The 24269-nt window shown below is 35.8% G+C and carries 23 protein-coding genes and 1 tRNA gene; 20 read left to right on the top strand and 4 right to left on the bottom strand.

Annotated features, from left to right (window positions below; genetic code table 11):
* Window positions 1–54: 54 nt before the first annotated feature.
* Window positions 55–756, top strand: coding sequence for a GntR family transcriptional regulator (locus EKM66_RS05185; protein ID WP_125762335.1), 702 nt, complete (start codon window positions 55–57; stop codon window positions 754–756).
* A 78-nt stretch (window positions 757–834) separates the two neighbouring features.
* Window positions 835–2229 carry an O-antigen ligase family protein gene (locus EKM66_RS05180; protein WP_125762334.1) on the top strand — a complete coding sequence of 465 codons (1395 nt, stop codon included), beginning with the start codon at window positions 835–837 and terminating at the stop codon, window positions 2227–2229.
* Window positions 2230–2689: 460 nt separating this feature from the next.
* Here the strand turns inward: EKM66_RS05180 and EKM66_RS05175 are convergent, their stop codons facing one another.
* Complete coding sequence (locus tag EKM66_RS05175) at window positions 2690–3421, bottom strand: WecB/TagA/CpsF family glycosyltransferase (RefSeq protein WP_125762333.1); 732 nt, start codon at window positions 3419–3421, stop codon at window positions 2690–2692.
* 58 nt (window positions 3422–3479) lie between these two features.
* Between EKM66_RS05175 and EKM66_RS05170 the strand changes: the two genes are divergently transcribed.
* The 10 genes from EKM66_RS05170 (at window position 3480) to EKM66_RS05125 (ending at window position 12400) form a co-directional block, all read left to right on the top strand.
* Window positions 3480–4544, top strand: a complete 1065-nt coding sequence (locus EKM66_RS05170; RefSeq protein WP_125762332.1) for a glycosyltransferase family 4 protein — start codon at window positions 3480–3482, stop codon at window positions 4542–4544.
* 58 nt (window positions 4545–4602) lie between these two features.
* Window positions 4603–6075, top strand: coding sequence for a nicotinate phosphoribosyltransferase (locus EKM66_RS05165; RefSeq protein ID WP_404811459.1), 1473 nt, complete (start codon window positions 4603–4605; stop codon window positions 6073–6075).
* 3 nt (window positions 6076–6078) lie between these two features.
* Complete coding sequence (nadE, locus tag EKM66_RS05160) at window positions 6079–6897, top strand: ammonia-dependent NAD(+) synthetase (RefSeq protein ID WP_125762330.1); 819 nt, start codon at window positions 6079–6081, stop codon at window positions 6895–6897.
* Between the two features lie 103 nt (window positions 6898–7000).
* Window positions 7001–8194 carry an aminotransferase class I/II-fold pyridoxal phosphate-dependent enzyme gene (locus EKM66_RS05155; RefSeq protein WP_125762329.1) on the top strand — a complete coding sequence of 398 codons (1194 nt, stop codon included), beginning with the start codon at window positions 7001–7003 and terminating at the stop codon, window positions 8192–8194.
* 38 nt (window positions 8195–8232) lie between these two features.
* Window positions 8233–9699 (top strand): hypothetical protein, encoded by a 1467-nt coding sequence (locus EKM66_RS05150; protein WP_125762328.1) that lies wholly within the window; start codon window positions 8233–8235, stop codon window positions 9697–9699.
* A complete protein-coding gene (locus EKM66_RS05145; RefSeq protein ID WP_225426557.1) occupies window positions 9692–10663 on the top strand; it encodes a glycosyltransferase family 2 protein in 972 nt (323 codons plus the stop codon). Before EKM66_RS05150 ends, EKM66_RS05145 begins: the two co-directional genes overlap by 8 nt.
* A gap of 6 nt (window positions 10664–10669) precedes the next feature.
* Window positions 10670–11101 carry a hypothetical protein gene (locus tag EKM66_RS05140; protein WP_125762326.1) on the top strand — a complete coding sequence of 144 codons (432 nt, stop codon included), beginning with the start codon at window positions 10670–10672 and terminating at the stop codon, window positions 11099–11101.
* Complete coding sequence (locus EKM66_RS05135) at window positions 11101–11562, top strand: SprT family protein (RefSeq protein ID WP_125762325.1); 462 nt, start codon at window positions 11101–11103, stop codon at window positions 11560–11562. The genes EKM66_RS05140 and EKM66_RS05135 overlap by 1 nt, the downstream gene beginning before the upstream one ends.
* 62 nt (window positions 11563–11624) lie before the next feature.
* A tRNA-Leu gene (locus EKM66_RS05130) sits at window positions 11625–11710 on the top strand.
* 177 nt (window positions 11711–11887) lie between these two features.
* The gene (locus tag EKM66_RS05125) at window positions 11888–12400 is read left to right on the top strand and encodes a hypothetical protein (protein ID WP_125762324.1); all 513 of its coding nucleotides are present in this window, start codon (window positions 11888–11890) and stop codon (window positions 12398–12400) included.
* 107 nt (window positions 12401–12507) lie between these two features.
* On the opposite strand, the gene EKM66_RS05120 is transcribed toward EKM66_RS05125, so the two are convergent.
* Both EKM66_RS05120 and EKM66_RS05115 read right to left on the bottom strand, forming a co-directional pair.
* Window positions 12508–13257 carry a LytR/AlgR family response regulator transcription factor gene (locus EKM66_RS05120; RefSeq protein ID WP_125762323.1) on the bottom strand — a complete coding sequence of 250 codons (750 nt, stop codon included), beginning with the start codon at window positions 13255–13257 and terminating at the stop codon, window positions 12508–12510.
* A gap of 3 nt (window positions 13258–13260) precedes the next feature.
* A complete protein-coding gene (locus EKM66_RS05115) occupies window positions 13261–14448 on the bottom strand; it encodes a sensor histidine kinase (protein WP_164505045.1) in 1188 nt (395 codons plus the stop codon).
* A gap of 345 nt (window positions 14449–14793) precedes the next feature.
* On the opposite strand from EKM66_RS05115, the gene EKM66_RS05110 reads away from it, so the two are divergent.
* From EKM66_RS05110 to EKM66_RS05100, 3 genes are all read left to right on the top strand, one after another.
* Entirely contained in the window at window positions 14794–15636 is an 843-nt protein-coding gene (locus EKM66_RS05110) for a helix-turn-helix domain-containing protein (RefSeq protein WP_125762321.1), read from the top strand.
* 297 nt (window positions 15637–15933) lie between these two features.
* A complete protein-coding gene (locus EKM66_RS05105) occupies window positions 15934–16449 on the top strand; it encodes an SLAP domain-containing protein (protein ID WP_125762320.1) in 516 nt (171 codons plus the stop codon).
* Window positions 16450–16831: 382 nt separating this feature from the next.
* Window positions 16832–18466 (top strand): aryl-sulfate sulfotransferase, encoded by a 1635-nt coding sequence (locus EKM66_RS05100; RefSeq protein ID WP_164505049.1) that lies wholly within the window; start codon window positions 16832–16834, stop codon window positions 18464–18466.
* A gap of 420 nt (window positions 18467–18886) precedes the next feature.
* On the opposite strand, the gene EKM66_RS05095 is transcribed toward EKM66_RS05100, so the two are convergent.
* Window positions 18887–20281, bottom strand: coding sequence for a DUF6056 family protein (locus EKM66_RS05095; protein WP_125762319.1), 1395 nt, complete (start codon window positions 20279–20281; stop codon window positions 18887–18889).
* A 167-nt stretch (window positions 20282–20448) separates the two neighbouring features.
* Here EKM66_RS05095 and rbsD point away from each other — a divergent pair, with 167 nt between their 5' ends.
* The 5 genes from rbsD to EKM66_RS05070 all read left to right on the top strand — a co-directional run bounded on the left by rbsD (window position 20449) and on the right by EKM66_RS05070 (window position 24252).
* The gene (gene rbsD, locus EKM66_RS05090; RefSeq protein ID WP_125762318.1) at window positions 20449–20844 is read left to right on the top strand and encodes a D-ribose pyranase; all 396 of its coding nucleotides are present in this window, start codon (window positions 20449–20451) and stop codon (window positions 20842–20844) included.
* A 27-nt stretch (window positions 20845–20871) separates the two neighbouring features.
* Window positions 20872–21783, top strand: a complete 912-nt coding sequence (gene rbsK, locus EKM66_RS05085; protein ID WP_125762317.1) for a ribokinase — start codon at window positions 20872–20874, stop codon at window positions 21781–21783.
* Window positions 21784–21968: 185 nt separating this feature from the next.
* Complete coding sequence (locus tag EKM66_RS05080) at window positions 21969–22169, top strand: cold-shock protein (protein WP_010020786.1); 201 nt, start codon at window positions 21969–21971, stop codon at window positions 22167–22169.
* A 146-nt stretch (window positions 22170–22315) separates the two neighbouring features.
* Window positions 22316–23533: an MFS transporter gene (locus EKM66_RS05075; RefSeq protein WP_125762316.1), complete on the top strand. Its 1218-nt coding sequence runs from the start codon at window positions 22316–22318 to the stop codon at window positions 23531–23533.
* Window positions 23534–23607: 74 nt separating this feature from the next.
* Window positions 23608–24252, top strand: a complete 645-nt coding sequence (locus EKM66_RS05070; protein ID WP_125762315.1) for a glycoside hydrolase family 73 protein — start codon at window positions 23608–23610, stop codon at window positions 24250–24252.
* Window positions 24253–24269 lie beyond the last annotated feature (17 nt).

Here is a 24269-nt window from a genome sequence, read left to right as displayed (position 1 = left end):
CGGTATAATCATAACTAATAATGCATTCAACTGCTCAAAAGGAGAGATTCAATAATGAGAGTTCCAGTTTACATTCAAATACATAATAGAATTAAAAAAGAAATCGAATCAGGTAAGTGGGCAGTCGGTGAAAGAATTCCTTCTGAGCGTAAATTAGCTGATGATTTTGATGTGAGCCGGATGACTCTTAGACAAGCAATTCAAACCTTGGTAGATGAAGGTATTTTGCAACGACAAGTTGGTTCAGGTACTTATGTTGCTAGCAGCAAGGTCCAAGAGAAAATGTCAGGAACAACTAGTTTTACTGAGATTACTGAGGGACAAGGTAAGAAGCCATCAAGCAAGACTGTTTCTTATCACACTGCCGATCCATCAATGAGTGAAATGGAAAAGCTTAAGCTAAATGAAGGCGACCAAGTGCTACGTATGGAGAGAATCCGTTACGCTGATGATCAGCCAATTTGCTTCGAAGTTACTACTATTCCATTGTCAATTGTTAGCAACCTAGATAAGGAAGACATAACGTCTTCGCTTTATAAAGCACTTGAGAACAAAGCTGGATTAAGATTAGGTAGTGCTACCCAAACTGTTTCAGCCATGTTAGCATCCGAAAAGATTGCAACGTTATTGAGTGTCAAACGTAGCTCAGCTATTCTTCGTTTGCGTCAGGTTACAACTTTGGATGACGGACGTCCATTCGAATATGTTCGCTCCCAATATGCTGGAGACAGATTTGAATTTTATCTAGAAAGATAAAACAATTTATTTTTTTACACGTAATTTAGGGTAGTATGGAAACATTGCAGTTCCAAAATATTTAGCTAGGAGTCACTTATGCAAAGCTTTGTAAAAAAATATAGTATCTTCTTGATGCTATATATTGTGTTTCAACCAATATTAGATTCCATCACCGGTTTAATGATGCGGCTAAATATGGATGTTACTTTTGGGGTATTCATTCGTATGATCGTTATGGCCGTTACGGTCTTTTTCCTATTGATATATCTAATACTTAATCTAGATAACAGGCGTGGTTTTACGATTATCGGATATTTTGTGCTTCTAGCCTTGATGTCCGTCATAAACTTGTACATTAACTATAAGACTAAGACGTTATTTGTTACATCACTTGAAGTTACAACATTGGCTAAGAGTTTGTATTACCCAGTCATGTTGTTAGGATACTTCTTCGCGTTTGAAGAATTAGCTGAAGATAGGATAATTAATCGCTTTTTTCCAAAGATGATTTTTTATGCTGTGAACTTGATCAGTATTATTATGATAGTTGCTCACTTCACTAATACTTCTTTTAGTTCGTATTCTTACTACAAACTAGGCGAGAGTGGCTGGTTCTTCGCCGCTAATGAATTGAGTGCCATTGTTTCAATTACTTTCCCAATCATGATTTGGTATGCATTGGAAAAAATTGATGATCTTACTAGAACCTATTATTGGATATCAATTATTGTGGCGGTTTATTCATCACTATTGATTGGTACCAAGGGTTCACTAATTGCCATTGTCTGCAGTATCTGCATGGGACTTTTGGCAGCAGTTATTCAATTATTCAGACGTAACTCGAATAAGAAGATGATTGCGACACTGATAGGATTGTTGGTAGTTACATTGGGCGGAATATTCGTTGCCTATCCAATGATGGCTGTTTCAAGAACAGCTGAACTTCATACAGAAATGGTCAAGTATAAAAAGAAACAGGCTAAGACCAAAAAGGGTATTACTAAAGACCAAGAGAAATATATTAAGACAAACAAAACAGTTTCTTACTTATTGAGTGGTAGAACAATTTACTTTGAGAATGCTTCTCATAACTTCCATAAGGCAACACCTGCCCAAAAGATTTTTGGAATGGGGTATGCTACTAACTTTAAGAAGGTCAAGAATGCTAAGTTGGTTGAAATGGATTACATTGATATCTTCTTCCAATTTGGATTCTTAGGAACAATCGTTTATATGGCACCGTTGATTTACTGTTTAATCTACCTTATTGGTACATTCTTCAGGAAGTTCAAGCATATGTGGTCATTTAAGTGGTCACTATTAGTTGCCAGTGTTGCTTTGGGATTCGGTATGGCACTTTTGACAGGACACGTTATCGAAGCACCTTCAGTAAGTATTTATTTCGTTTCGATATTAGCGTATGCGATGCTTAATGCAAGAATCTTTTTAAGAACAGATGAAGATCCTTATACACTTGGCGTTGAAAAATAGTTTTATTTCTATTTGCCGCTTCCGGTTACGAGATATTTTATCTGCCGTGGGGATCGGCTCCAGCCAAGGTCTGGAACCTCGACTTTAAGCTTTGCACAAATCGCAAATCTTAAAGCTCGTCCCATGCTGTAATGAACGGGAAACCTCCGTTCAAACAGCATATTCACGGCTGATAAAATATTCGTAACCTCCAGCTAAGATAAATTATTACTAACGTTTATCTACTTAAAAACTAAGAATAACTAGAGTAAATATAGCCGGAGGTTGAAAATGATGATTCGGCTGCGATAGTGGTGTTGGCCGGTGATTTACCGGACTTACAGCACAGGACGACTTTTGAAATCTGCGTTCTATGCAGAGTTCAAAATCGAGTCTTCAGATCGCTTCTTGGCTGAAGACGTTCCCGTAGCAGGAGCATCGTTTTCAACCGTAGGCGGAATAAACAAAAGAGCTAGGAAAATTACTTTTCCTGGCTCTTTTTTTCTGCTCTAATTAAATTCATATATTTAGGAATTGCTAACATACGACCGATTCTAGTAGGTTCTTTGAAAAGACGATATGTCCACTCCAAACCTAACTTCTGTAAAATAACCGGTGCACGCTTCTTTGTTCCAGAGAAGACATCAAAACTTCCACCAACACCGATCCAGATAGCATCGATGTCTTTGCGATATTCATTAATGAAGAATTCCTGCTTGGGGTATCCAAGAGCAACCAAAACAATATTTGGTTTCTTCTCAGCTATTTCATCAACGATCACTTGATTGTCTTTGAAGTATCCGTCATGATATCCAACTAGATCAAGCTGTGGATATTCACGTTCGATACGTTTGGCACTTGCTTCAATAACTTCTGGTTTTGAACCGAGAAGATAGACTTTGAGCTGCTTTCTATTAGCTGCTTGTAGCAAGAACATCAAAGTATCGAAGCCAGTGATACGTTCATGCATGGGTGTTCCTAATGTTTTCGCACCTTTGATGATTCCTATTCCATCAGGAATAACGTAATCGGCGCTGTTGACTACTTTTGAAAATTTGGGATTTTTTTGTGCTGACAAAACCATTTCTGGATTAGCGGTAACGATGAACTTGTTTGATCTGCCGTCCATATCGTCACTCAAATACTTATGGAATTGTTTCTCAGTATAGTTATCGAATTCTGTACCCAAAATATTTATTCTATTCTTGTGCATACCGTTCTCCTTTACTGTATTATTATACACGAGAAAAGATTATTTTGAGAGGTGTGCTATGAGGGTTTTACATATTAATGCTGGTAACGAAGACGGCGGAGCTAGAACTTATATTATCAATTTGATGAAAGGTCAGAAGCTGACTCATACTGAGTCTAGTTTACTTACTTTCGAAGATGGACCTGTTGCCAAGATGGCTCGTGAAAACGGCTTGCAGGTTGCTGTAATGCCACAGAAGCAGCGTTTTGATCTATCGATATTAAAACCACTAATTGCATATATTAACAACAATCAAATCGATATTGTTCACACCCATGGTCCTCGTGCCAATTATATTGTTTCGATGATCCACAAAAAAATCAACGCCAAGTGGGCAATTACTGTTCACTCAGATCCAAGAATTGATTTTTCAGGTTTGAAAGGTAAGGTCATGATTAAGCTGAACCTTCATGCTTTGAAGAAGTCAGATTTTATTTTTTACATGAATCCTGATTTAAAATCTTACTTTAAAAAATTGAAGATTTCAGAAAGTAAAACATTTGAAGTCTTCAATGCAATTGACTTTTCTAATTCCAATCCACTTCCAACTAGACATTTGACTTTCAGTATTCTGGAAGTTGCTCGCTTAGTAGAAGTCAAGAACCACAAGTTGCTTTTAAATGCTCTGAGCAAGGTAAAATTCAACTATCGTTTGACTTTGGTTGGGGATGGGCCAATGATGTCTGAATTGCAAAAAATGGCTAAGAGCTTAGGAATTGACGAAATGGTCGACTTCGTTGGTTTCAAGGAACACACTGGTGATTACTATGAAGACTGTGATATTTCAATTTTGACTTCTAAGTCCGAGAGTTTACCAACTGTTTATTTGGAATCAGCTTATTACGGACGTCCAGTCATTGCGACAAATGTCGGTGCAACAAGCAAGATCATCAATGATGGTACAGGCTGGTTAGTTGAGTCTGAGAATGAAGAACAACTTATTGCTGCATTGAATGATGCTTATTTGGATTGGAAGAGCGATACATTGAATCAAAAAGGTTTGGCACTTTATCAAGAGAGTCGTGAAAACTACTCAATTGAAAAGTTAGCTGAATTGGTGGATCAAGGTTACAAGCAAATTTAGTTTTCATGGTAAAATAAAAACTGTAAATTTTAAGACCATCAAAAATCAAGGAGATATGATGACTCAATACCAAGACGAAGGTTTAACTTTACATACAGATTATTATGAATTGAATATGATGTATACATACTGGAAGAAAGGGCTGCATGATCGTAATGCTGTTTTTGAATGTTATTTCAGAAATCTGCCATTCGATAATGGCTTTGCCATTTTTGCTGGTTTGGAACATGTTATTGATTATTTGAACAATCTTAAGTTTTCAGATTCAGATATTGAATACTTACGAGAATATGGAGAATTCGATGAAGGATTCTTACGTTGGTTAAAGGATCTGACATTCAGCTGTACTATCCGTTCAGCTAAGGAAGGTGATTTGGTCTTCAATGAAGAACCAATTTTCCAAGTTGAAGGACCACTTGCACAATGTCAATTGATCGAAACAGCTATTCTCAATATGATCAACTATCAAACACTAGTTGCTACTAAGGCAGCACGTATCAAGACTGTCTGTGGCGATGATCCTGTATTGGAATTCGGTTCACGTCGTGCTCAAGAAGTAGATGCCGCTATTTGGGGTAGTCGTGCTTCATACATTGGTGGATTCGATGCTACAAGTAATGTTCTTGCAGGTAAGATGTTCGGTATTCCTATTTCTGGTACTCATGCTCATGCATTGGTACAGACATATCGTAACGAATATGAGGCTTTCAAGGCCTATGCTGAAACACACAAGAACTGTGTCTTCTTAGTGGATACTTATGATACTTTGAAGAGTGGTGTTCCTAGTGCCATTAAGGTTGCCAAAGAAATGGGCGACAAGATCAACTTCCAAGGTGTCAGAATTGATTCTGGTGATATGGCTTATATTTCTAAGCGTGTTCGTGAACAATTGGACGAAGCTGGATTCACTGATGCCAAGATCTACGCTTCAAATGATTTGGACGAAAAAACTATCCTTAACTTGAAGATGCAGGATGCTAAGATCGATGTTTGGGGTATCGGTACTAAGAATATTACTGCTTTTGATCAACCAGCTCTGGGTGCTGTATACAAGTTGGTAAGTATTGAAGACAATCGCGGCAACATGATGGATACTTTGAAACTATCAAGTAATGCTGTTAAGATTTCTACACCTGGTAAGAAACAAGTGTGGAGAATAACTAATAATGAAAAGAATAATAAGTCTGAAGGTGATTACGTCACACTTTGGAATGAAGATCCTAGAAAACATTCATCATTGTATATGTTCCATCCACAATATACATATATCAACAAGACGGTGAAGGATTTCCAAGCTGAGCCATTGTTGCATGATATTTTTGAAGATGGTAAGCAGGTTTATGAGACTCCAAGTGTACAAGATATCAGAGACTATTGTGCTCAGAATCTTGATTCATTGTGGGATGAATACAAACGTATCTTGAATCCACAAATCTATCCAGTCGACTTGTCTTCAAAACTTTACAGTCATAAGATGAAATATATCGAAAAGATCCGTAACGATGTAAATAACATTAGAATAGGTGACTAATAAATGAGACCGCTTCAAAAAGAAATAATTGATTATGAAGGAACGAAGCCTGTAATTGATGTTGACGAAGAGATTCGCCGTTCAGTAGACTTTTTAAAGAATTATTTACTAAAGAACAAAGGACTAAAGAGCTTAGTATTAGGGATTTCTGGTGGTCAAGATTCAACTTTGGCTGGACGTTTGTCAGAAATAGCTATGACTGAGCTTCGGGATGAAACTGGCGACAAGGATTACAAGTTCATTGCCGTGCGTCTTCCATATGGTGAACAGGCAGATGAATCAGATGCCATGCAAGCTATCGAATGGATGCAAGCTGATGTCGTTTCACGTGTGAATATTAAAGACAGTGTTGACGCAATGGTCAAAGCCGTCGAAGATAATGGTTTCAATATCACTGATTTTAACAAGGGCAATATCAAAGCTCGTACGAGAATGATTGCACAATATGCCATTGCAGGTGATAATAAGGGTGTTGTCGTTGGAACTGATCATGCAGCAGAAAACATAACCGGATTTTATACAAAATTTGGTGATGGTGCTGCTGATGTAACGCCGCTATTCCGTTTGGATAAGCGTCAAGGACGTGCAATGCTAGAAAAATTAAACGCTCCAAAGAACCTTTACGAGAAGACACCAACGGCTGACCTTGAAGAAGATCGTCCAAGCCTTCCTGATGAGAAAGCTCTTGGTGTATCGTATACAGACATTGATAATTACCTGGAAGGTAAAGAAGTTCCTGTTAAGAGTGCTGAAATTATTGAGAATTGGTATCGTAAGACAGCACACAAACGTCGAACTCCTTATACAGTATTTGATAAATAAACTTTATGATTGGACATTCAACCTTTTGAATGTCCTTTTTTCGAAAAATGAGTAAAATATAGGTAGTAAGTGTGTTAAAATATGCACAAAGAGGTGTTTAAACATGAAGAAAAATTTAATTTCATTAATGAAACCAGAAGTTTTAGCTCTAAAACAACAGGATATCTTTAAGTTTAATGCACGTGCCAAGGGTATTCCTGATGTTATCAATATGACTATCGGCGAACCAAATTTTCCAACTCCTGATCACATCAAATTAGGTGCAATCAATGGTATCTTGGAAAATAAGACTCACTACACAGTTCCAGAAGGTGACCATGAGCTGTTATCAGCTGTTGCCAATTATCTGCATGTTAAATATGGATTGAACTATGATCCATTGACTCAGATCGTTGCTACGACTGGTGTTACAGAAGGTGTTTTCTCTGCGTTTAATGCAATATTACAACCAGGTGATGAGGTATTGATTCCTTCACCATCATTTACGATCTATGGACCTGATGCAAGTTTTAACAAGGCAAATCCTGTCTATATTGATACATCTAAGACGGGATTCAAGGTAACTCCAGATGTGTTAGATCAGATTATGACGACGCATCCTAAGATTAAAATATTCTTAATGAATTTCCCAAGCAATCCAACTGGTGTCAGCTATACTCATGACGAATTGGCTGCTTTAGCAGATGTGTTGAGAAAATATGATGTTTTCGTTGTTAGCGACGAAATTTATAGTGAATTAACGTATAATTATAAGCATGAATCATTCGCAAGTTTCTTGCCAGAACAAACTATCTTGCTCAATGGACTTTCTAAGTCGCATGCAATGACTGGATGGCGTTTTGGTATTGTCTGTGGTCCTGCTGAAATAATTGCTCAGATCAATAAGATTCACGAGTTAGCAACTACTTCGATCACATCCATCACGCAGGCTGCAGCATTAGAGGCATATAAGAATGGATTCGATGATCCTATTGCAATGCGCAAACAATATTGTGCTAGAAGAGATGTTTTGGAAGCTGGATTGACTAAGCTAGGTTTCAAGTGTCCCGATCCAGATGGAGCTTTCTATCTATTTGGTAAGATTCCTGATGGCTTGAATCAGGATGACGTACAATTATGTAATGATATACTTGATGAAGAACATCTTGCTATTTTGCCAGGTAGTTTCTTCGGTGTAGGTGGAGAAGGTTACATTCGTTTCAGCTATGCATCAAGTATGGAGAATATCGAAGGGTGTATCTCTAAGTTAGGTGAATATGCTAAGAAGCATTCTCATGCTAACGAAACTACTGCGTAAAAAGCAAAATCAACAGGGATTAGATTGAAGAGGAAAATATGCTTAACAAATTTCAAGATATTATCAGCAAAATCATATTAATCTGTGTTGCTATATTTACTTCAGTAGTGTTTGTTCAAATGGTGATTTATTACAGTAAAACTTATTTATCGTATGAACCAGTATTTAATGTACTGGTTCTTATTTGTGCAATCATTTTGACTTTATTGGCAGCATTAGTTCTTATTAGAGTTTCGGATGACAATCTAATCAAGAACCGACTTGTGTTGTACACGTTGATAGCAATTTTTGCGATTATCGCAATTATTTGGATCAATTTGGTACCAAAAGCACAGATCAGTGATTTCGGAGCTTTCTGGGGGAATGCTCCAGCAGCATTATCAGGTAAGGCAATTTATTCTACTGACAATGATTACTTTGCTAAGTGGGCTTATCAAACTGGTTTCTTAGTGTATGTAATGGCGGTAGTGAAAGTATTTGGTGAGCATGTCATTGCGATTCAATTATTGAATGTACTGTATCAATCATTGATTCTTTTGATGGTTTACAAGTTAGTGGTCAAGATATTCAACAATATCAAAATGGCTCGTTTAGCAGTTCTTTTATTAATGATCGACTTGGATTGGTTTGCCTTGAATAGTCAGTCATGTAATCAATATTTGGGGATGCTGCTATTTTTAGTAACTTTCTATCTATTGATGATCAACAAGTATTGGTCTTATTCTTTGGCAGGTGTCACACTTGCAGTCGGTAGTGTTATCAGACCAATCGGTCCGGTAATTATTGCTGGTATCGTGGTTTACATTATTATTTATATGTTGATACAAAATAATAAGTTCGATATTCATGCTATCTGGAAGTTATTAATAACTTTGGCTATATATTTTGTTATCTTCAGTGGAGCTGGGATGGCTATCAAAGCATCTGGTCTGAATGAATATGGATTAACCAATCGTGACTCTGAATGGAAATTCGTAACTGGTTTGGATTATAATTCTAGTGGTGTCTATGACCAGGCAATGGTCAATCAATTTGATATGAAGGTTAGTCGTGCCAAGATGAGCAAGCAAGAGCATAAGGTCATCAAGGAACAATTCGATTATTTGAATGAGAGTCCAACTAGATGGCTTAGCTTGTTCTGGCGCAAGAATAGTATTCTGTGGGCACAAAGATCCACGGCAACTGACTTCACGGAGTTTGTAACTATTCATTCGGCACGAGCAACTAATCTAATGAATTTGGCTGCGTACATGGGAAGTGTGTTATTGATAATATTCTCGTGGATCGGATCGTTAAGATTATTCAAGATTAAGTTTAGCGGACATATTTATTTGTTATTATTAACATTGATGGCTTATGCAGTAGTTCAATTATTGATTGAAGTTCAAGGACGATATCGTCTTGAATTATTACCTGTCGTAGCAATTCTAGGCAGTGTTGGATTGTATACAGTCGCAAACTGGATCGGTCAAAAAGTAAAGGGGAGTCGAAAACATATTGTTTAAATTAAGTATTGTTGTACCTTGTTATAACGAACAAGAAGTACTCCACGAAACAACTAAGGAACTAACACAGATTGTTAATAATCTGATTAATGAGAAAAAAATTTCTGCCAACAGTAAGATTGTTTTTGTTGATGATGGTAGTAAAGACAAGACTTGGAGTCTGATCGATGAGTATTCTAGTGAGAATGACTTGGTCAGTGGAGTCAAATTGAGTCGTAACTTTGGACATCAAGGAGCATTATTAGCTGGTGTAACTTCAGCTTCTAAGGATTCCGATGCCGTCATTACGATCGATGCTGACCTCCAAGACGATGTTAATGCCATTCCTGAAATGGTCGATAAGTTCATTGAAGGTAATGAGGTTGTCTATGGTGTTCGTAACAATCGTGATACTGACAGTTCATTCAAACGTGGTACGGCCGAAATGTTCTACAAGTTCATGGGCTGGTTAGGTGTCAAGTTAGTTCCTGACTCTGCGGACTTCCGTCTGATGAGTAAGCGTGCTTGTGAGGTATTGCTTAGTTATAGAGAGACTAACTTATTCTTACGTGGTATCGTCCCAATGGTTGGATTCAAGTCGGCCAAAGTGTATTATGCTAGAAAAGAAAGATTTGCTGGAGAATCTAAGTATCCATTAAAAAAGATGATTAAGTTTGCAATGGATGGAATTACATCGTTCTCGATTGTTCCAATCAAGATGATCATGGGACTGGGATTCTTCATTGTATTGATCAGTATTGCGTTATTGATTTATACAATAGTTCAAAAGATCAATGGTCACGTTGTGTCTGGCTGGCCATCAATGATGATCTCAATTTGGGCACTTGGCGGTGTTCAGTTGATTTGTATCAGTGTTATTGGTGAGTATGTTGGTAAGATATTCAGTGAGGTTAAGCATCGTCCACGTTTCACTATTGAACGTGATATTTATACAGAGAAAACATTAAAGGAAAATAAGAGGTAAGCATTTATGAATGCAGCACAAAAAAAGGCCATGGTTTATGGTAATTTGATCAATGGAACAGTTCAATCAATTCAGGATGAACAAGATAAGTTGAACCCTGAGTTTGAAACATTGCGTAAGGCTTTGGACCGTGATCAAGTAGAAAAAATCGATGCAGTTGAATACACAAAGATCATGCATGATTTTAAGAGTGGTACAGAGAACTACCAATCACTACTAGCTAAGTTGCAAAAGGCAAAAGCACCTGCAAGATATATGGGTACACATATGTCACTTGTTTCAGCATTTAAGAAGTACGTTGAGGGATGTGCTGATATGACTGACAGTATCAATGAAGACCAAACTATTGATCGTGAGAAATTCAACACAGCTGAAAAAGTTCAAGATGAGAACATGGACAAGTTTTCTAAGTACATGCAAAAGATGACTGAAATCTAATGAATGATTCAGAATTAACTGTTCTAATAAAAAAGGTTTCCCAAGAATACTTTGGGAAACCTTTTGTTCATGAAGCGTTCTTTAATAATCGTTTGCGGACGACCGGTGGTAGATTCCATCTTAAGGATAGACATATAGATATTAATCCTAAGATTTACCAACAATATGGAATGGAAACTCTGGTTGGTGTTATTAAACATGAACTCTGCCATTACCATCTCTATAATTCTGGGATGCCGTCACAACATAAGGACCATGAGTTCAAAGTATTATTGAAACAAGTGGGAGGGTTAAGATTCGCACCGTCACTGAATAATACTAATAAGCACAAAACAGTTCATGTTTACGAATGTTCTAAGTGCCATACAATATATCAACGTGTGAGAAAAATCGATACCAGACGTTTTGTCTGTGGAAAATGTCGTGGAAAGTTGAAATTTATCAAAAATATCAATATTTAAGTAAATTTCATTGAACTTGCTCTTGATATTGAAATTAATGAAATGTAAAATATTACTTGTACGCGGGTATGGCGGAATTGGCAGACGCGCAAGACTAAGGATCTTGTGGAGAATTATCTCCGTGGAAGTTCGAATCTTCTTACCCGCATAAATAAGTAGTATTGATGAACGACTTACTTTAATTAGTAGGTCGTTTTTTATGTTCAAAATGTACAACAATTAAAATATTAAAACAAATATTTAATTTTTTGTATGCAATTTTTTTGTATTTTGATATTTATCAGCTTAGAATCGGCTTTAATCTAAGATAAAGGAAGACGGAAAAGTGAAAAAGAAAACTATTATCTCAATGATATTAGCTTTGCTTCTTATGAGCTTTTCTTCACTACATTATAATACGGTACAAGCTGAGTCAGTGACTGGTGCAGGTTATCTTGCCGAAGTGAGCTCAAATCCAGGAAAGCTATATAATTCTACCGGAGAATCAATTGGAAAGTCATTACCCGATAAGAGTAATTGGAAGGTAGGAAGAATCTTAGATCAAAATGATGGTTCAGAGTTATTTAGAGTTGGTTATGATGAATATTTAAGTTCTAAAGATAGTTATTTGTATCAATTGCGTCCAGAAATCATCGAAGTGGAGGATTCCAGTGGTGAAGTCGATGTCTATAGTCATAGTTTTGTCGAGAGTACATCAGTTGCCTTGAAGTCTGATACTTATTGGTATTCAGACACAGTGATCTATACTTCATCAGGAATGCCATTCGTCAGAGTTGCACCGAATGAATATGTTCCAATGTATGAAGTTATTTCACAGAGTTTTACTGAAGCATATTAGAAGAGTGTGACAACACGTTCAACTTTCGAACATTAAGTCAAAAAGAGTCTGCAATCCGATTTTGGATTACAGGCTTTTTTGCAAACAAAAAGCACAGTAACAAGTGATTACTGTGCAATCTGTCTTTTGAGTCCAGGCAATTTACGTCTAGAAACCTCGCAACTAGATCCGTCATTGAAATAGATCATTTTGTTCATTGAATCAACTGAACGAATATTGTTGATATTAACGAGGATACTTTTGTGAGCTAGATACAAGTTGGAGAATTCTTCTTCAATGCTGTTGAGATTGCCTCTGAATTCGGTGATCTCAGTGAGTGTGTGCAGGAATATCTTATGTGAACTAGATGATGTTTCCAAGTAATTGATTGTAGAAATATCAACTGTGTAATCACGTGAACCTAAGCTATAATGGAACATTCGGCGTCGTTGTGAATTCAACTCATGCAGACGTTCGAACGTAACATCTAGGTCTTTGTATAGTGATTCGTTCATAGCTTTGATTCCGTCTTCTTTACGGATATAGTCGAGAGGTTCGATTTTTCTTTTAAACGTTAAATAAGCCAGTTCCTCGTGAGTAGTGACAAAAACTATTTTTGCTGTAGCATCATTCTTACGAATTTCTGCAGCAATGTCGATACCTTTTGTTTCCGAATCAGCGAATTCGATATCAAGCAAATAGAACATTGGATTATTATCACTACGATATTTAATGTAGTTCTCCAATTCACTAGGATTGCCTGTTGAGACAACAATGCGCATTTCGTGTTCGGGATGTTCTTTCATGTAATTTTTAAAAATTAATCGATAAACATTGATTAACTCCAGGTTATCTTCACATATAGCAACGTTTAACAAAATCTAATTCTCCTTTTCAATCGTTAAAATGACAGTAAATTCGTCATTCTCGAACTTTGTTTTTAAAAAGAAATTTGGTTTTTTATTTACTAATTCTTGAACATTGGTTAGACCAAGTCCACTGTGATTCTCTTTGGTTGAAAAACCATTTGAAAAAATTTGATTTAAATTGATTTTGGCATTGGGGGCCGTATTATTTGTTATGATAAACTCGGTATATTTAGGATCGCTGATCAAAGCAAAGTCCAAAAAGGGATGGGATTCATTTCGACAAGCCTCAATTGCGTTGTCAAAAAGAATTCCTAGTATCCGAGTTATTGTAATTGAGTCATTTCTGGAGATATTAATATCAGGAGCAATTTCTACAGCAGTAGCGATATTTTCATTCTTGGCTGTGATAAGTTTGCTGATGATTATTCCGCGAATGAGCTCATCTTTTAAACTGAACAAGCCGGGGTAATTCAATTTGGAAGCTTGCTCAATACTAGAGTCTTTCAATAATTTATTGATTGTTTCAGAAGCAGCGGTATTTTGATTGTCTTGCAGCTGAATTGATAGTGATAACAAGAGATTCTTATAGTCATGTTTGAACTTGCGCATTTCGTTATAACTGTCTTCTAGTTCTTTAATATACAGGCGATTTTCCTTTAGTTTGTCTAATTCCTTGATAGCGCGCTGTTGTTTAAGGTATCCAGCAATATAGTACAAAGTTCCGAGAAAAATGAAAATAAATATGATTGCGCTTAAAATGATATTTGTCTGCATATACTCCAATTGAACGTTCAAAATTCTCGATACGATTGTTAAGGCTATCAGTCCCATTAAAAGAATTGCTAGAGCAGATGTAATTATCATCACGATTATCTTATCGTTGAAATCAATATATCTGCTGAGCCAATGAACGGTAAAAATTCCAGAATAAACTATTAATAATGCAATAATGTAATTCCCAATAACATTACTGATCAACATCTCTAGCATGTGGCCGTCATAGTTAAATAGTTTTAATGCTATTAAACCAGACAAACTTTGAGAAAAAGCATTGATAAGTGTACTGGTGATGAGTGTCAGAATTCGATTGACGACTCTTGGTTTGTAAGTTCTAAATAGAAAGAAATAGCTTACAATAGGTAGTAACAATCCTGTACTGTCATGATATAGGTCTATAAAGCTAAATGTGATACTAGCCAAAATGGCCAGTATCACATTTAGTTTGGATCGTGTTTGTGGGATTATAATGAAAATTAATAAAAAGAAAAGTATATTATTAATTAAATCCATGACCTGATAAGATATAGTGCTTAAATAAATCATTATATGATATTCTCTTCTTGCTTATGTTTAAATGAAATGTAAATTATCTTCAAAATAGTGAATAAACTCAACACAAATGCCCCAAAATATAAATCGTTTCATGTACCTGAATATTACCATAACAATGGTAGTAAAAAACTTATTTATCATAAAAGGACTATTTAATATCCTATGTGGTATTATTAATTATGAAATTTATCCCAATAATAGGAGTGAAAGAGAATGTTTCTAGGATCAGTCATATACGATAAGAGAAGAAGTATGCATCTTACACAAACAGAATTAGCAACGGATATTTGTACTCAGAACACGATAAGTAAAATTGAAAAGCATAATATTGCTCCAACGGTGAATATTCTTACTAAAATTTGTTTGAGACTGGAACTGAGTTTGAATGATGTGTTCAGTGATTTTTCAAGCAATTCAACTTCTGAAGAAGAGAGTATCCTGGATTCCTTAGAACGTGATCTACTATTAGATAATACTGGTGAAATTTCCGAGAAGCTTGAAATGCTTCATAGTAAATTAAGCGATAATGATTTGAAACAAGTGAATCTGATTAAAGGTGCGTTGGAATATTACAATGATAACTTTGATGATTCGCTGTTCACATTAGATAAAGTCTTACAATTAACCAAATCAGACGTATATGATATTTATACTTTATTAACATATTTATTTAAGGGTATGAATTATTTGAAACAAGGACATAACGATCGTGCTACGTATTATTTTGAAATGATCGAAGGTGCTACCAAAGAGAGTCTACAAATACCAAACGCCAATGAAGTTGAAGTCATTTATATTTGTAAATCACTTGCTGGTGCATACGTTGAATTGGGATTGAATAAAAAGGCACGTGAGTTCAGTGATCGTGGAATTTCTCTTGCTAAACAGCGACACACGACTTATTTTGTAGATTATCTACATTATTATGCTGCTGAAGCTATAGAAGATGATCCCAAGAAACAGTCTGAATATCGTGAATTAAAAGATGCCGCTTACTATTTTGCTAAGTTATCTGATAATAAAAATTTATTAGAAAAAATGCAAATTCATGAATAGAAAGCAAAAAAGCTTGAAACCGCCAAATGATAGCGATTTCAAGCTTTTTTAATGCAAATTATTAAAAAATTAATAATAATAAATAGACCATATGTATTGTAATTGTTTACTAAATTTTGTAATATAAAGCTAACAATAACAATTAGACAAACTGCAAACTTGTCTAGACAACGTTGTTGTGTGTGTTCTTTGCTTAAGTTTTAAGTTCTATGCCAGTAGAACTTTTTGTGTGTCCTATTTTGTGTGATTTTTGAATTTCAAAATTAAAAATAAATATATATATACGAGGGAAATATTATGAAAAAAAATGCGATCGTATTGTTAGCTATGGCTCTATTGAGTACAAGTGCTGCAGTCGCTCCAGCAGCTACTGCTCAAGCTCAAAGTGTTAGTTCTAACTATAAGGTTGAAGTAAGCACAGATTCAAATGCTGATGCAACTTTATACAATGCTTCTGGGGAAAAGACAAGTAACAGTCTAGATGATTCTAGTACTTGGTCAGTAAGTAACGTAACTAAAATCGACGGCAAGGATTACTATCAAGTATCTGCCAATGAGTTTTTGAGCTCTGACGATAGTTTTCTATACAAAAAACGCCCCGAAATTATTAAAGTAGCCACAGACCATGAGGTTTCTGTCTACAATCATAAATTCGAGGAGAGTAGTAAATTGAAGTTACAAGCAGGTACAAAGTGGTACTCCGATACTGCCATTTATACTGCTGACGGTATGCCATTCTTGCGTGTAGCTCCAGATACATATGTTGCTATGTTTGATGTTGTTGAACAATCATTTACTTCATCTGTAAATTAATTAAATTCAAATCTTTATATTGTGTGTGTTGATATTCACAGTGCCAGCTGTGAATATCTTTTTTTTTGCTTAAGTTCTATGCCAGTAGAACTTTTATATGTTTCTTATCTTGTGTGTTATATACGAGGTATCTATCTTTATTACAGCTACTATAATACTATCCTTTGTCTGTTATTTTGATTCACATTTTGTAAGAGACTTTTTCCAAAAGTGAAATAAATACAATTGAGCTTATATTAAGTAAACAATATAAGAATTTCTTAGAATACTCTTAGCGTGTTTTAAATACGTATAAATTGATTTCATCTTACAATCAGTGAGGAATGAAAATTCCAAGTCAAATTGAGAGGAAGTATGACAATTGCGAAGAAAGCTAGCTTTTATGGCTATTATTTTAGCGTTTTTATCGTTAATTGTAGTAGCATGTTCTAAAACTAGTTCAGATAGTGCTAACGAAAAAATATTAACTGATGCACAGATTAAGAAGAATGTTGGATCAAAACTTGTTACGACTAGAGAGAAAGCTCAGGAGAAGTTAACCGCTACTTATAAAAAAGCGGTTGAAGATTCCGCATATACATTGAGTGATCCGTATGTAAAAGTTAATCCATACAAAACGTCACCACTCACTGCTTTGGCAATCTTTCAAACGGATGAAGATGCTAAAGTTACTTATACCGTAGAAGGTGAGAGTGACAACACAAGTATTACTAACAAAGTTAATGGTGGATATTCTAAAACACATCAAGTTCCAATAGTTGGTTTATATGCTAACAAAAATAATAAAGTGACTATTACAGTAACTTATAAAAACGGAACAACTGAGACCAAGACTCTACGGGTGAAAACCGGTGTACTTCCTAAATATATTAAGAATGCAACTATCACGGTTAAGAATACTGATAAATCCAAGATGGATATTGGTGATAATAAACTGACAATTATTAATCGAACAACTAAAGAACCGTTTGCCGTTGATGCCGATGGCAATGTTAGATGGTATTTGACAGAATATTCGCAACATACAATTGAACAGATTTCTAATGGGCGTATGCTCGTTTTGACTAAAAAGAAAGAGAGTTCTCAAGTTTACAATGATTTAATAGAAACAGATGTACTCGGACGTGTGTATAAAGAATACAGTTTTGATCCGGGTACAAAATCTAATGACAGTGGTAATGCCAAAGACGAAACAACTGTGATCCATCACGATTTGTTGGAATTACCAAACCACGATATTTTAGCGACTGTTAGTGACGGATCCAAGTACAAAGAGGATGTCATGGTTCAAATTTCCCATAAGACGGGAAAGGTTGTCAAAGTCATTGACTTGAAGAAAATTCTTCCAAGTTCAATGTATAAAAAATATAAAGCTGGATCGGATGGGAAAATAGATTGGTTCCATCAAAATGCGCTTGATTACGATTCTTCAGATAACAGCATAATGATTTCTGGTCGTAATCAAGATATGATCATGAAGCTTGATTATAAGACCAATAAAATAATCTGGATCTATAGTGGCAAGAAGAAAGCAACCTGGCCAAAGAAATATCGAGACAAGATATTAACATCAACAATTGGAACCACTATTACAGGTGGACAACATGGGTTGTATCTATTAAAACATGATGGTGATAGTGAAGATATCATCCTTTACGATAATAATATCGATGTCACAAATGGTGATAAGAAGACTTCAGGTAAGTATTCTCAAGCTGTTGAATACAAGATCAATACCAAGAATATGACTATTGATCAGACGTGGTCGTATGGTAAGAGTCTTGGTAAGACTAATTTTACAAGTATTATTGGTTATGCCGAGCGTGAATCAAACGGCAATACACTGATTGATTTTGGCTACAAAGATAATGGTAATGAAAGTAATATTATTGAGGTAGATTCTGAAGGTAATCAAGTGTTCAATTTAACAGTTAAGAATTCTTCTTCGAAAGCTTATGCATATCGTGCTTATCGAATCCCATTTTATTCTTCTGATTATGTATTTGATGTTGAATAGTGGTTTGGGTTTTTGCTTCCGGTATCAAGATATTTCATGTGCCGTGTGGACCGGTTCGAGCCTTGGTCTCGAACCTCGACTTTAAAGCTTTGCTTTGCAAAGTTTTAAAGCTCGTCCTATGGCTTCGCCATATTCACGGCTGTTGAAATTTCTTGCTACCTCCAGCTTAGGGAATTGTTCTAAACTATAGCGGGATGGTTGTTTCTAAACGTAGGCGACAAAGCAAAAAAAGACCAACTCCGGCGGTGGAGTTGGTCTTTTTTACTAGAGGCAGATATCTAAATACGGAATACAGCAAGTTGCTTGATTGGGGTAGCAACTTGCTACGAAAATTAGTATATCACAACTTATATGAATGAAAAGTATATAAATTAGCCTCGTATCAGACATAATATTAAATATAAATATTATAATATTTAGTTACTTAGAATTTTTTTCTTCAATTAATTTTACCTTATGTTGAATTTGCTCATCGAATGCGGTCATGAAGGAATTTTTAGAATCGTATTTCTTCTTATTAACTATTCTTAAGGCATCTGTCCAATCGGCATAGTTTATAGCTTGAACGGGCAGATTCTTATGAATGATGTAGTAAGCTTTGAACATTGGATCGTTCGAAGTATCATTTGACCAAATATAATCGGTATTCTTATATGAAGGAATGTAATATATGTTGCGATTATTTTGTGTCTGGAATGCTGAATAATTCTTCGCAATACTGAATGTATTGCCATAATCATTAGCAATATAATCCGTCTTGAGTCCGACACCAATTAAGGCAATGGTGACCAGAGGAAATAGATACTTTTGATATGCGTCGAGGATTATATCTAAGTTGATTGCTATCAGTGCGGTACAGAAAGTATAAGCTGCAAAAATACATCTTGAACCAAATGGAGAGATAACGATAAATGGTGCAATTGAAACGGCACTAGATAAAATTAGACCAATGTTGGTTATAGCTCGTTTTTGATTCTTAAGTTTAAAGGATAAGAAGACAATGATCAAAGCTGCAACAATGATAACTGTGAATCCAATGACTATATGACTCTTAGAAAAGTAATTTTGGAAGTATGTCAAGAGAGTGTCTTGTGTCCCATTAACATGGCGATATGGATCACTACCGGTAAGTACCTTGGTATAGGCACCATTGATGAACATTAATATAGCTCCTAAGAAGTTACCTCCCATTATTATGTACATGACCTTTTTGAATGATGGACTAAATCTATTCCTAAATAATAACCATACCAATACAATGTTAAAGCAATTTAGCAAAGTGATATGTTCAGCAAAGAATTGGGCAAATAATGCTGCAAAGAAAATTAACAATGTAGGCGTACGCAGATAATGACTATTTTTATTATCGATATTCTTGATTACTAAATATAGTAGAAATAATGGAAATACGGCACTGGGGACATAATTTGCAAAACCGGAATGCCAACCCCAAATTTGTTTGAAAATTAATTTGGGAACAAGAAGAAACATCAACGTGGCGATACCGGATGAAACAAGGCCAATATTTCTAGCAGGTGAGATTTCTTCACGGATCTTCTGAATCAGGTAAACGATCAGTGTGGGGAAGATACCATATGCTAGGAATGCAATAAACTTGAATTTCATCATTGAGATTATCAATAAATCTCCGAGATATCTTCCGTCGTAATATGTGAAGTTACCACTTGAAAAGTACTGTAATCCCCAGCCGCTCCACCAGTTTAAGTCGTCACCGACCATGGGCATCCAGTAGCCGATCAGGGCGAAAATCAAGAAAATAATGACGTAAAAGCTTAGTTTAACTGTTCTTTTCATTTGTCCATCCTTATATGTTTAAATAGGTTTTGTTATCAATAGGATAGACGTTAATTTAATATCTATCAATAATTGTTTTGTAGACTGATTGTCATTAAATAATTGAATATAAGTTCTCTTATGTTAGAATACTAATGCAAACGATTACAGAAAAAGGTGAAGATTTCATGAAAAAAACAAGAGTTATTAATTCAGACATATCTCGTGTCATTGCTCAAATGGGTCACTTTGACACAATTGGTATTGGGGATGCAGGAATGCCTGTACCTTCAGATACTGAAAAGATCGACTTGGCATTGGAATCTGGTATTCCTAGTTTCATGCAAGTTCTTGAAAATGTCTTAAGTGAACTACAAGTTCAAAAGGTTTATCTTGCTGAAGAAATCAAAGTACAAAATCCAGAACAATTGGCAGCTGTTAAAAAGGTTGTTGGTGATATTCCTATCGAATTTATGCCACATGAACAAATGAAGAAGGACCTAAGCGATACAAAAGCATTTATCCGTACAGGTGAAGAGACTCCATATTCAAATATCTTGTTAGAGAGTGGAGTAGTATTTTAGATTAGATAGAAAAGGAAAATATTATTTATGAAAAAAATTGTAGTTCTTGGGTCAATTAACGTTGATACAATTTTAAATATTGCAAGATTACCACTTCCTGGTGAGACAATGGCTATGCATGACCGTTCTGTTGCTGGTGGTGGTAAAGGTGCCAACCAAGCAATCGCTGCTGTTAGAGCTGGTGCACAGACGTCATTTATTAGTAAAATCGGTAAGGATCATGCGGCTGATTTTATGATCGATACTTTCAAACATGATGGATTGAATATTGAACATGTTACAGAAGATGAAAAAGCCGGAACTGGTAAGGCTTATATCTTACTAGATGATAAAGGCCAAAATAGTATTTTGATTTATGGTGGATCTAATCAAACTATTACTGTTGATGATATTCATGAAGCAGAAGAAGCAATTTCTTCTGCTGACTGTGTCATTTCGGAGTTTGAAACACCAATTCCAGCCACAATTGAAATGTTCAAGATTGCCAAAGCTCATGGAGTAGTTACTATTTTGAATCCAGCTCCAGCTAAGAGTGATATTCCTAGTGAATTGCTTGAGAATACAGATATTATTGCTCCAAACGAAATCGAAGCAGAAGCCATTACTGGAATTAAAGTCAACGATGTTGATTCTATGAAGGCAGCATCAGCTGAATTACACAAGATGGGTGTTGGTACAGTTATCATCACAGTTGGCTCAAAAGGATCATTCTATTCGTTGGTTGATAACAAGTTTGGATTCGTAAATGCATTCAAAGTTAAGGCTGTCGACACGACTGCTGCGGGGGACACTTTCATTGGCTACTTAGCTGCTAATTTGAAGAGTGACTTGAGCAATTTGGAAGAGGCAATGACTGTTGCAAGTAAAGCGTCTTCATTCACGGTACAAGAGCAAGGAGCACAAAATTCAATACCATATAAAAAACAAGTAAATTTGTAATTTTTTATAGTAATTTATTTAAGCAGAATCCCTTGTACGATTTGAAATGATTCCGGATACATGGTAATATAAGAGTTGTATTTTTGAATGGTTAATGGTTCGAATGGTTTTATCTATTAAAGGCTTTCTTCCATGATGTACCACGAGATAATGCACAAATATTAGTTATCAGGAGGAACAGTCTGATGGAACATGGAACAGTAAAATGGTTTAACGCAGAAAAGGGTTATGGTTTTATTACTCGCGAAGATGGTAGTGATGTATTCGTACATTTCTCAGCCATCCAAGGTGACGGTTACAAGACACTTGAAGAAGGTCAAGCCGTAACATTCGATATCGAAGATAGCGATCGTGGACCACAAGCTTCAAACGTTGTTAAAGACTAATAACATTTAAAGTCAGAAGTCAGCTCGAGAGAGCTGGCTTTTTTATTACCCTTTTTTTGAACTATACAGAATCTTTACAATAATGAAACATAAAATTTACATTGGTTCGATACAATTATGGTTTAAATTTAAGGGGTGTTGAACTAATGAATCAGGTTACAGTTAATTGGCAAAAAAATTTCAGAGTTGTCTGGTTTGGTAGTATGCTCACTGAATTGGGTAATGCGATGACGTTGCCATTTATTGTTTTGTACATAAACACTTTGGGAGACTTTTCCAATACTGAATTGAACTTTTTGGGTGCATTGGCATTTTCTTTAACATATTTTTCTAAGGCGATTGTTTCGCCGTTATGGGGACGTTTGGCAGATCAAAAGGGACGAAAACTGATGTGTCTTCGTGCATCAGGGGTAATGACTGTTACGATTTTTCTGGTAGGCATGTCTCCTAATGTTTGGTTTCTGTTATTTTTCCGGGCATTGCAAGGTGCTTTTTCCGGATATATCAATAATGCTAATGCCTTAATGTCTGTTGAAGCACCAGTAGATAAACGTGGACGAGTTATGAGCAAACTTGTAACAGGGAGCATTACTGGTTCTTTGACTGGACCGATATTGGGTGGAGTTTTGGCTACCTTAGTTGGATATCGAGGAGCATTTTTTGTAACGAGTTTATTAATGGCAACGGTTTTTATTACGACATTATTGGGAGTTAAGGAGAATTTTGTTCCTATTACTAGGGATGAACTAGAGCCTGTATTGCCAGCAATGAAAAAAATCGGCAGTGGATTCTTCATTGCTTTGTTTGTTTCATTACTGGCAATTCAAGCAACAACCAATGCAATTACACCAATGGTCAGTTTGTTCGTCAAGGAGCTTCTGCCTTCTAGCAATAATTTAAATGTTGTTACAGGAATGGTTGCGGCGGCACCAGGATTGGCAACCATTTTAATGGCTGGCATTGTAGGACGACTGATCGATAAATTGGGTGCAAAGAATAATTTGATGATTTTTTTGGTATTGGCAATTATTGTATTGTTTATGACTAGTCTTATACAAAACGTCTGGCAATTTACCATACTGAGATTTATCTTGGGGGTTGCTGATGCGGCATTACTTCCAGCCATTCAAATCTTGACGGTGCAGATGGTGCCACAAGCAATATTTGGACGAATATTCAGTTATAATCAGTCGGCTCAGTCGATGGGAAGTGTCATTGGTCCTATGATGGCTGCGGGAATTGCTAACGGGTTTGGATATCGTAGTATATTCTTGTTCACAGCTGGGTTAGAAATAATCGCTTTGATATGCTGGCTGTTGTATTATCACAGTAAGAAATTTAAAACTGAAGAAAAGATTAATTAAGCCTGCGTTGTCATAATTTTTTCAAATATATCAGCTATAATAGAAAATAATGACAAAAAAGGGATATTAAACAATTGCCGCAAAATAGAAGATATACCCATCGTCGAACTAATCGACGAAGGAAGAACAACAATAATACATCTGTAATTACTTTGGTTATAATTTTTGCAGTGATTTTCGTCGGATTCTTTGGTTATCGTCGGTACACACAATATCGAGAAGCTACTAGGGTTGAAGAGGTTCATCAAGAACGTAATACCTTTGTTAAAAAAATTGCTCCGTATGCCGTTACCTTGGGTAAAGAATATGGAGTGCTTCCGAGCATAACTATTGCACAGGCCATATTGGAAAGTGATTGGGGTAATAGTTCGCTCGCAAAGGATTATAATAATTATTATGGTGTTAAGGGCGATGATCCCAGCAACACCAAAGTGTTACAAACTAAAGAGTATACAAATGGTCAATGGATTACTATAAACGGACGTTTTAGAGTTTATTCAGATTTTAGGGAGTCAATGAAGGATCATGCTGAATTATTAGTCAATGGTACGTCATGGAATTCCGAACAATACAAACAAGTCATACAATCGAAGGATTATATTGATGCCGCTGTGGCACTTCAAACTGATGGATATGCGACTGATCCGGGTTATACAAGTAAAATTATTCGGATTATACAAAAATATAATCTAAAAAAGTATGATGAAGGTATCAAGTGAAAATCAAAATATGATAG

The sequence above is a fragment of the Companilactobacillus hulinensis genome (assembly GCF_003946555.1).
Lineage (GTDB): Bacteria > Bacillota > Bacilli > Lactobacillales > Lactobacillaceae > Companilactobacillus > Companilactobacillus hulinensis.
Note: the sequence above shows the minus strand (reverse complement) of the source record. Positions and strands in the feature narration are given on the sequence as shown.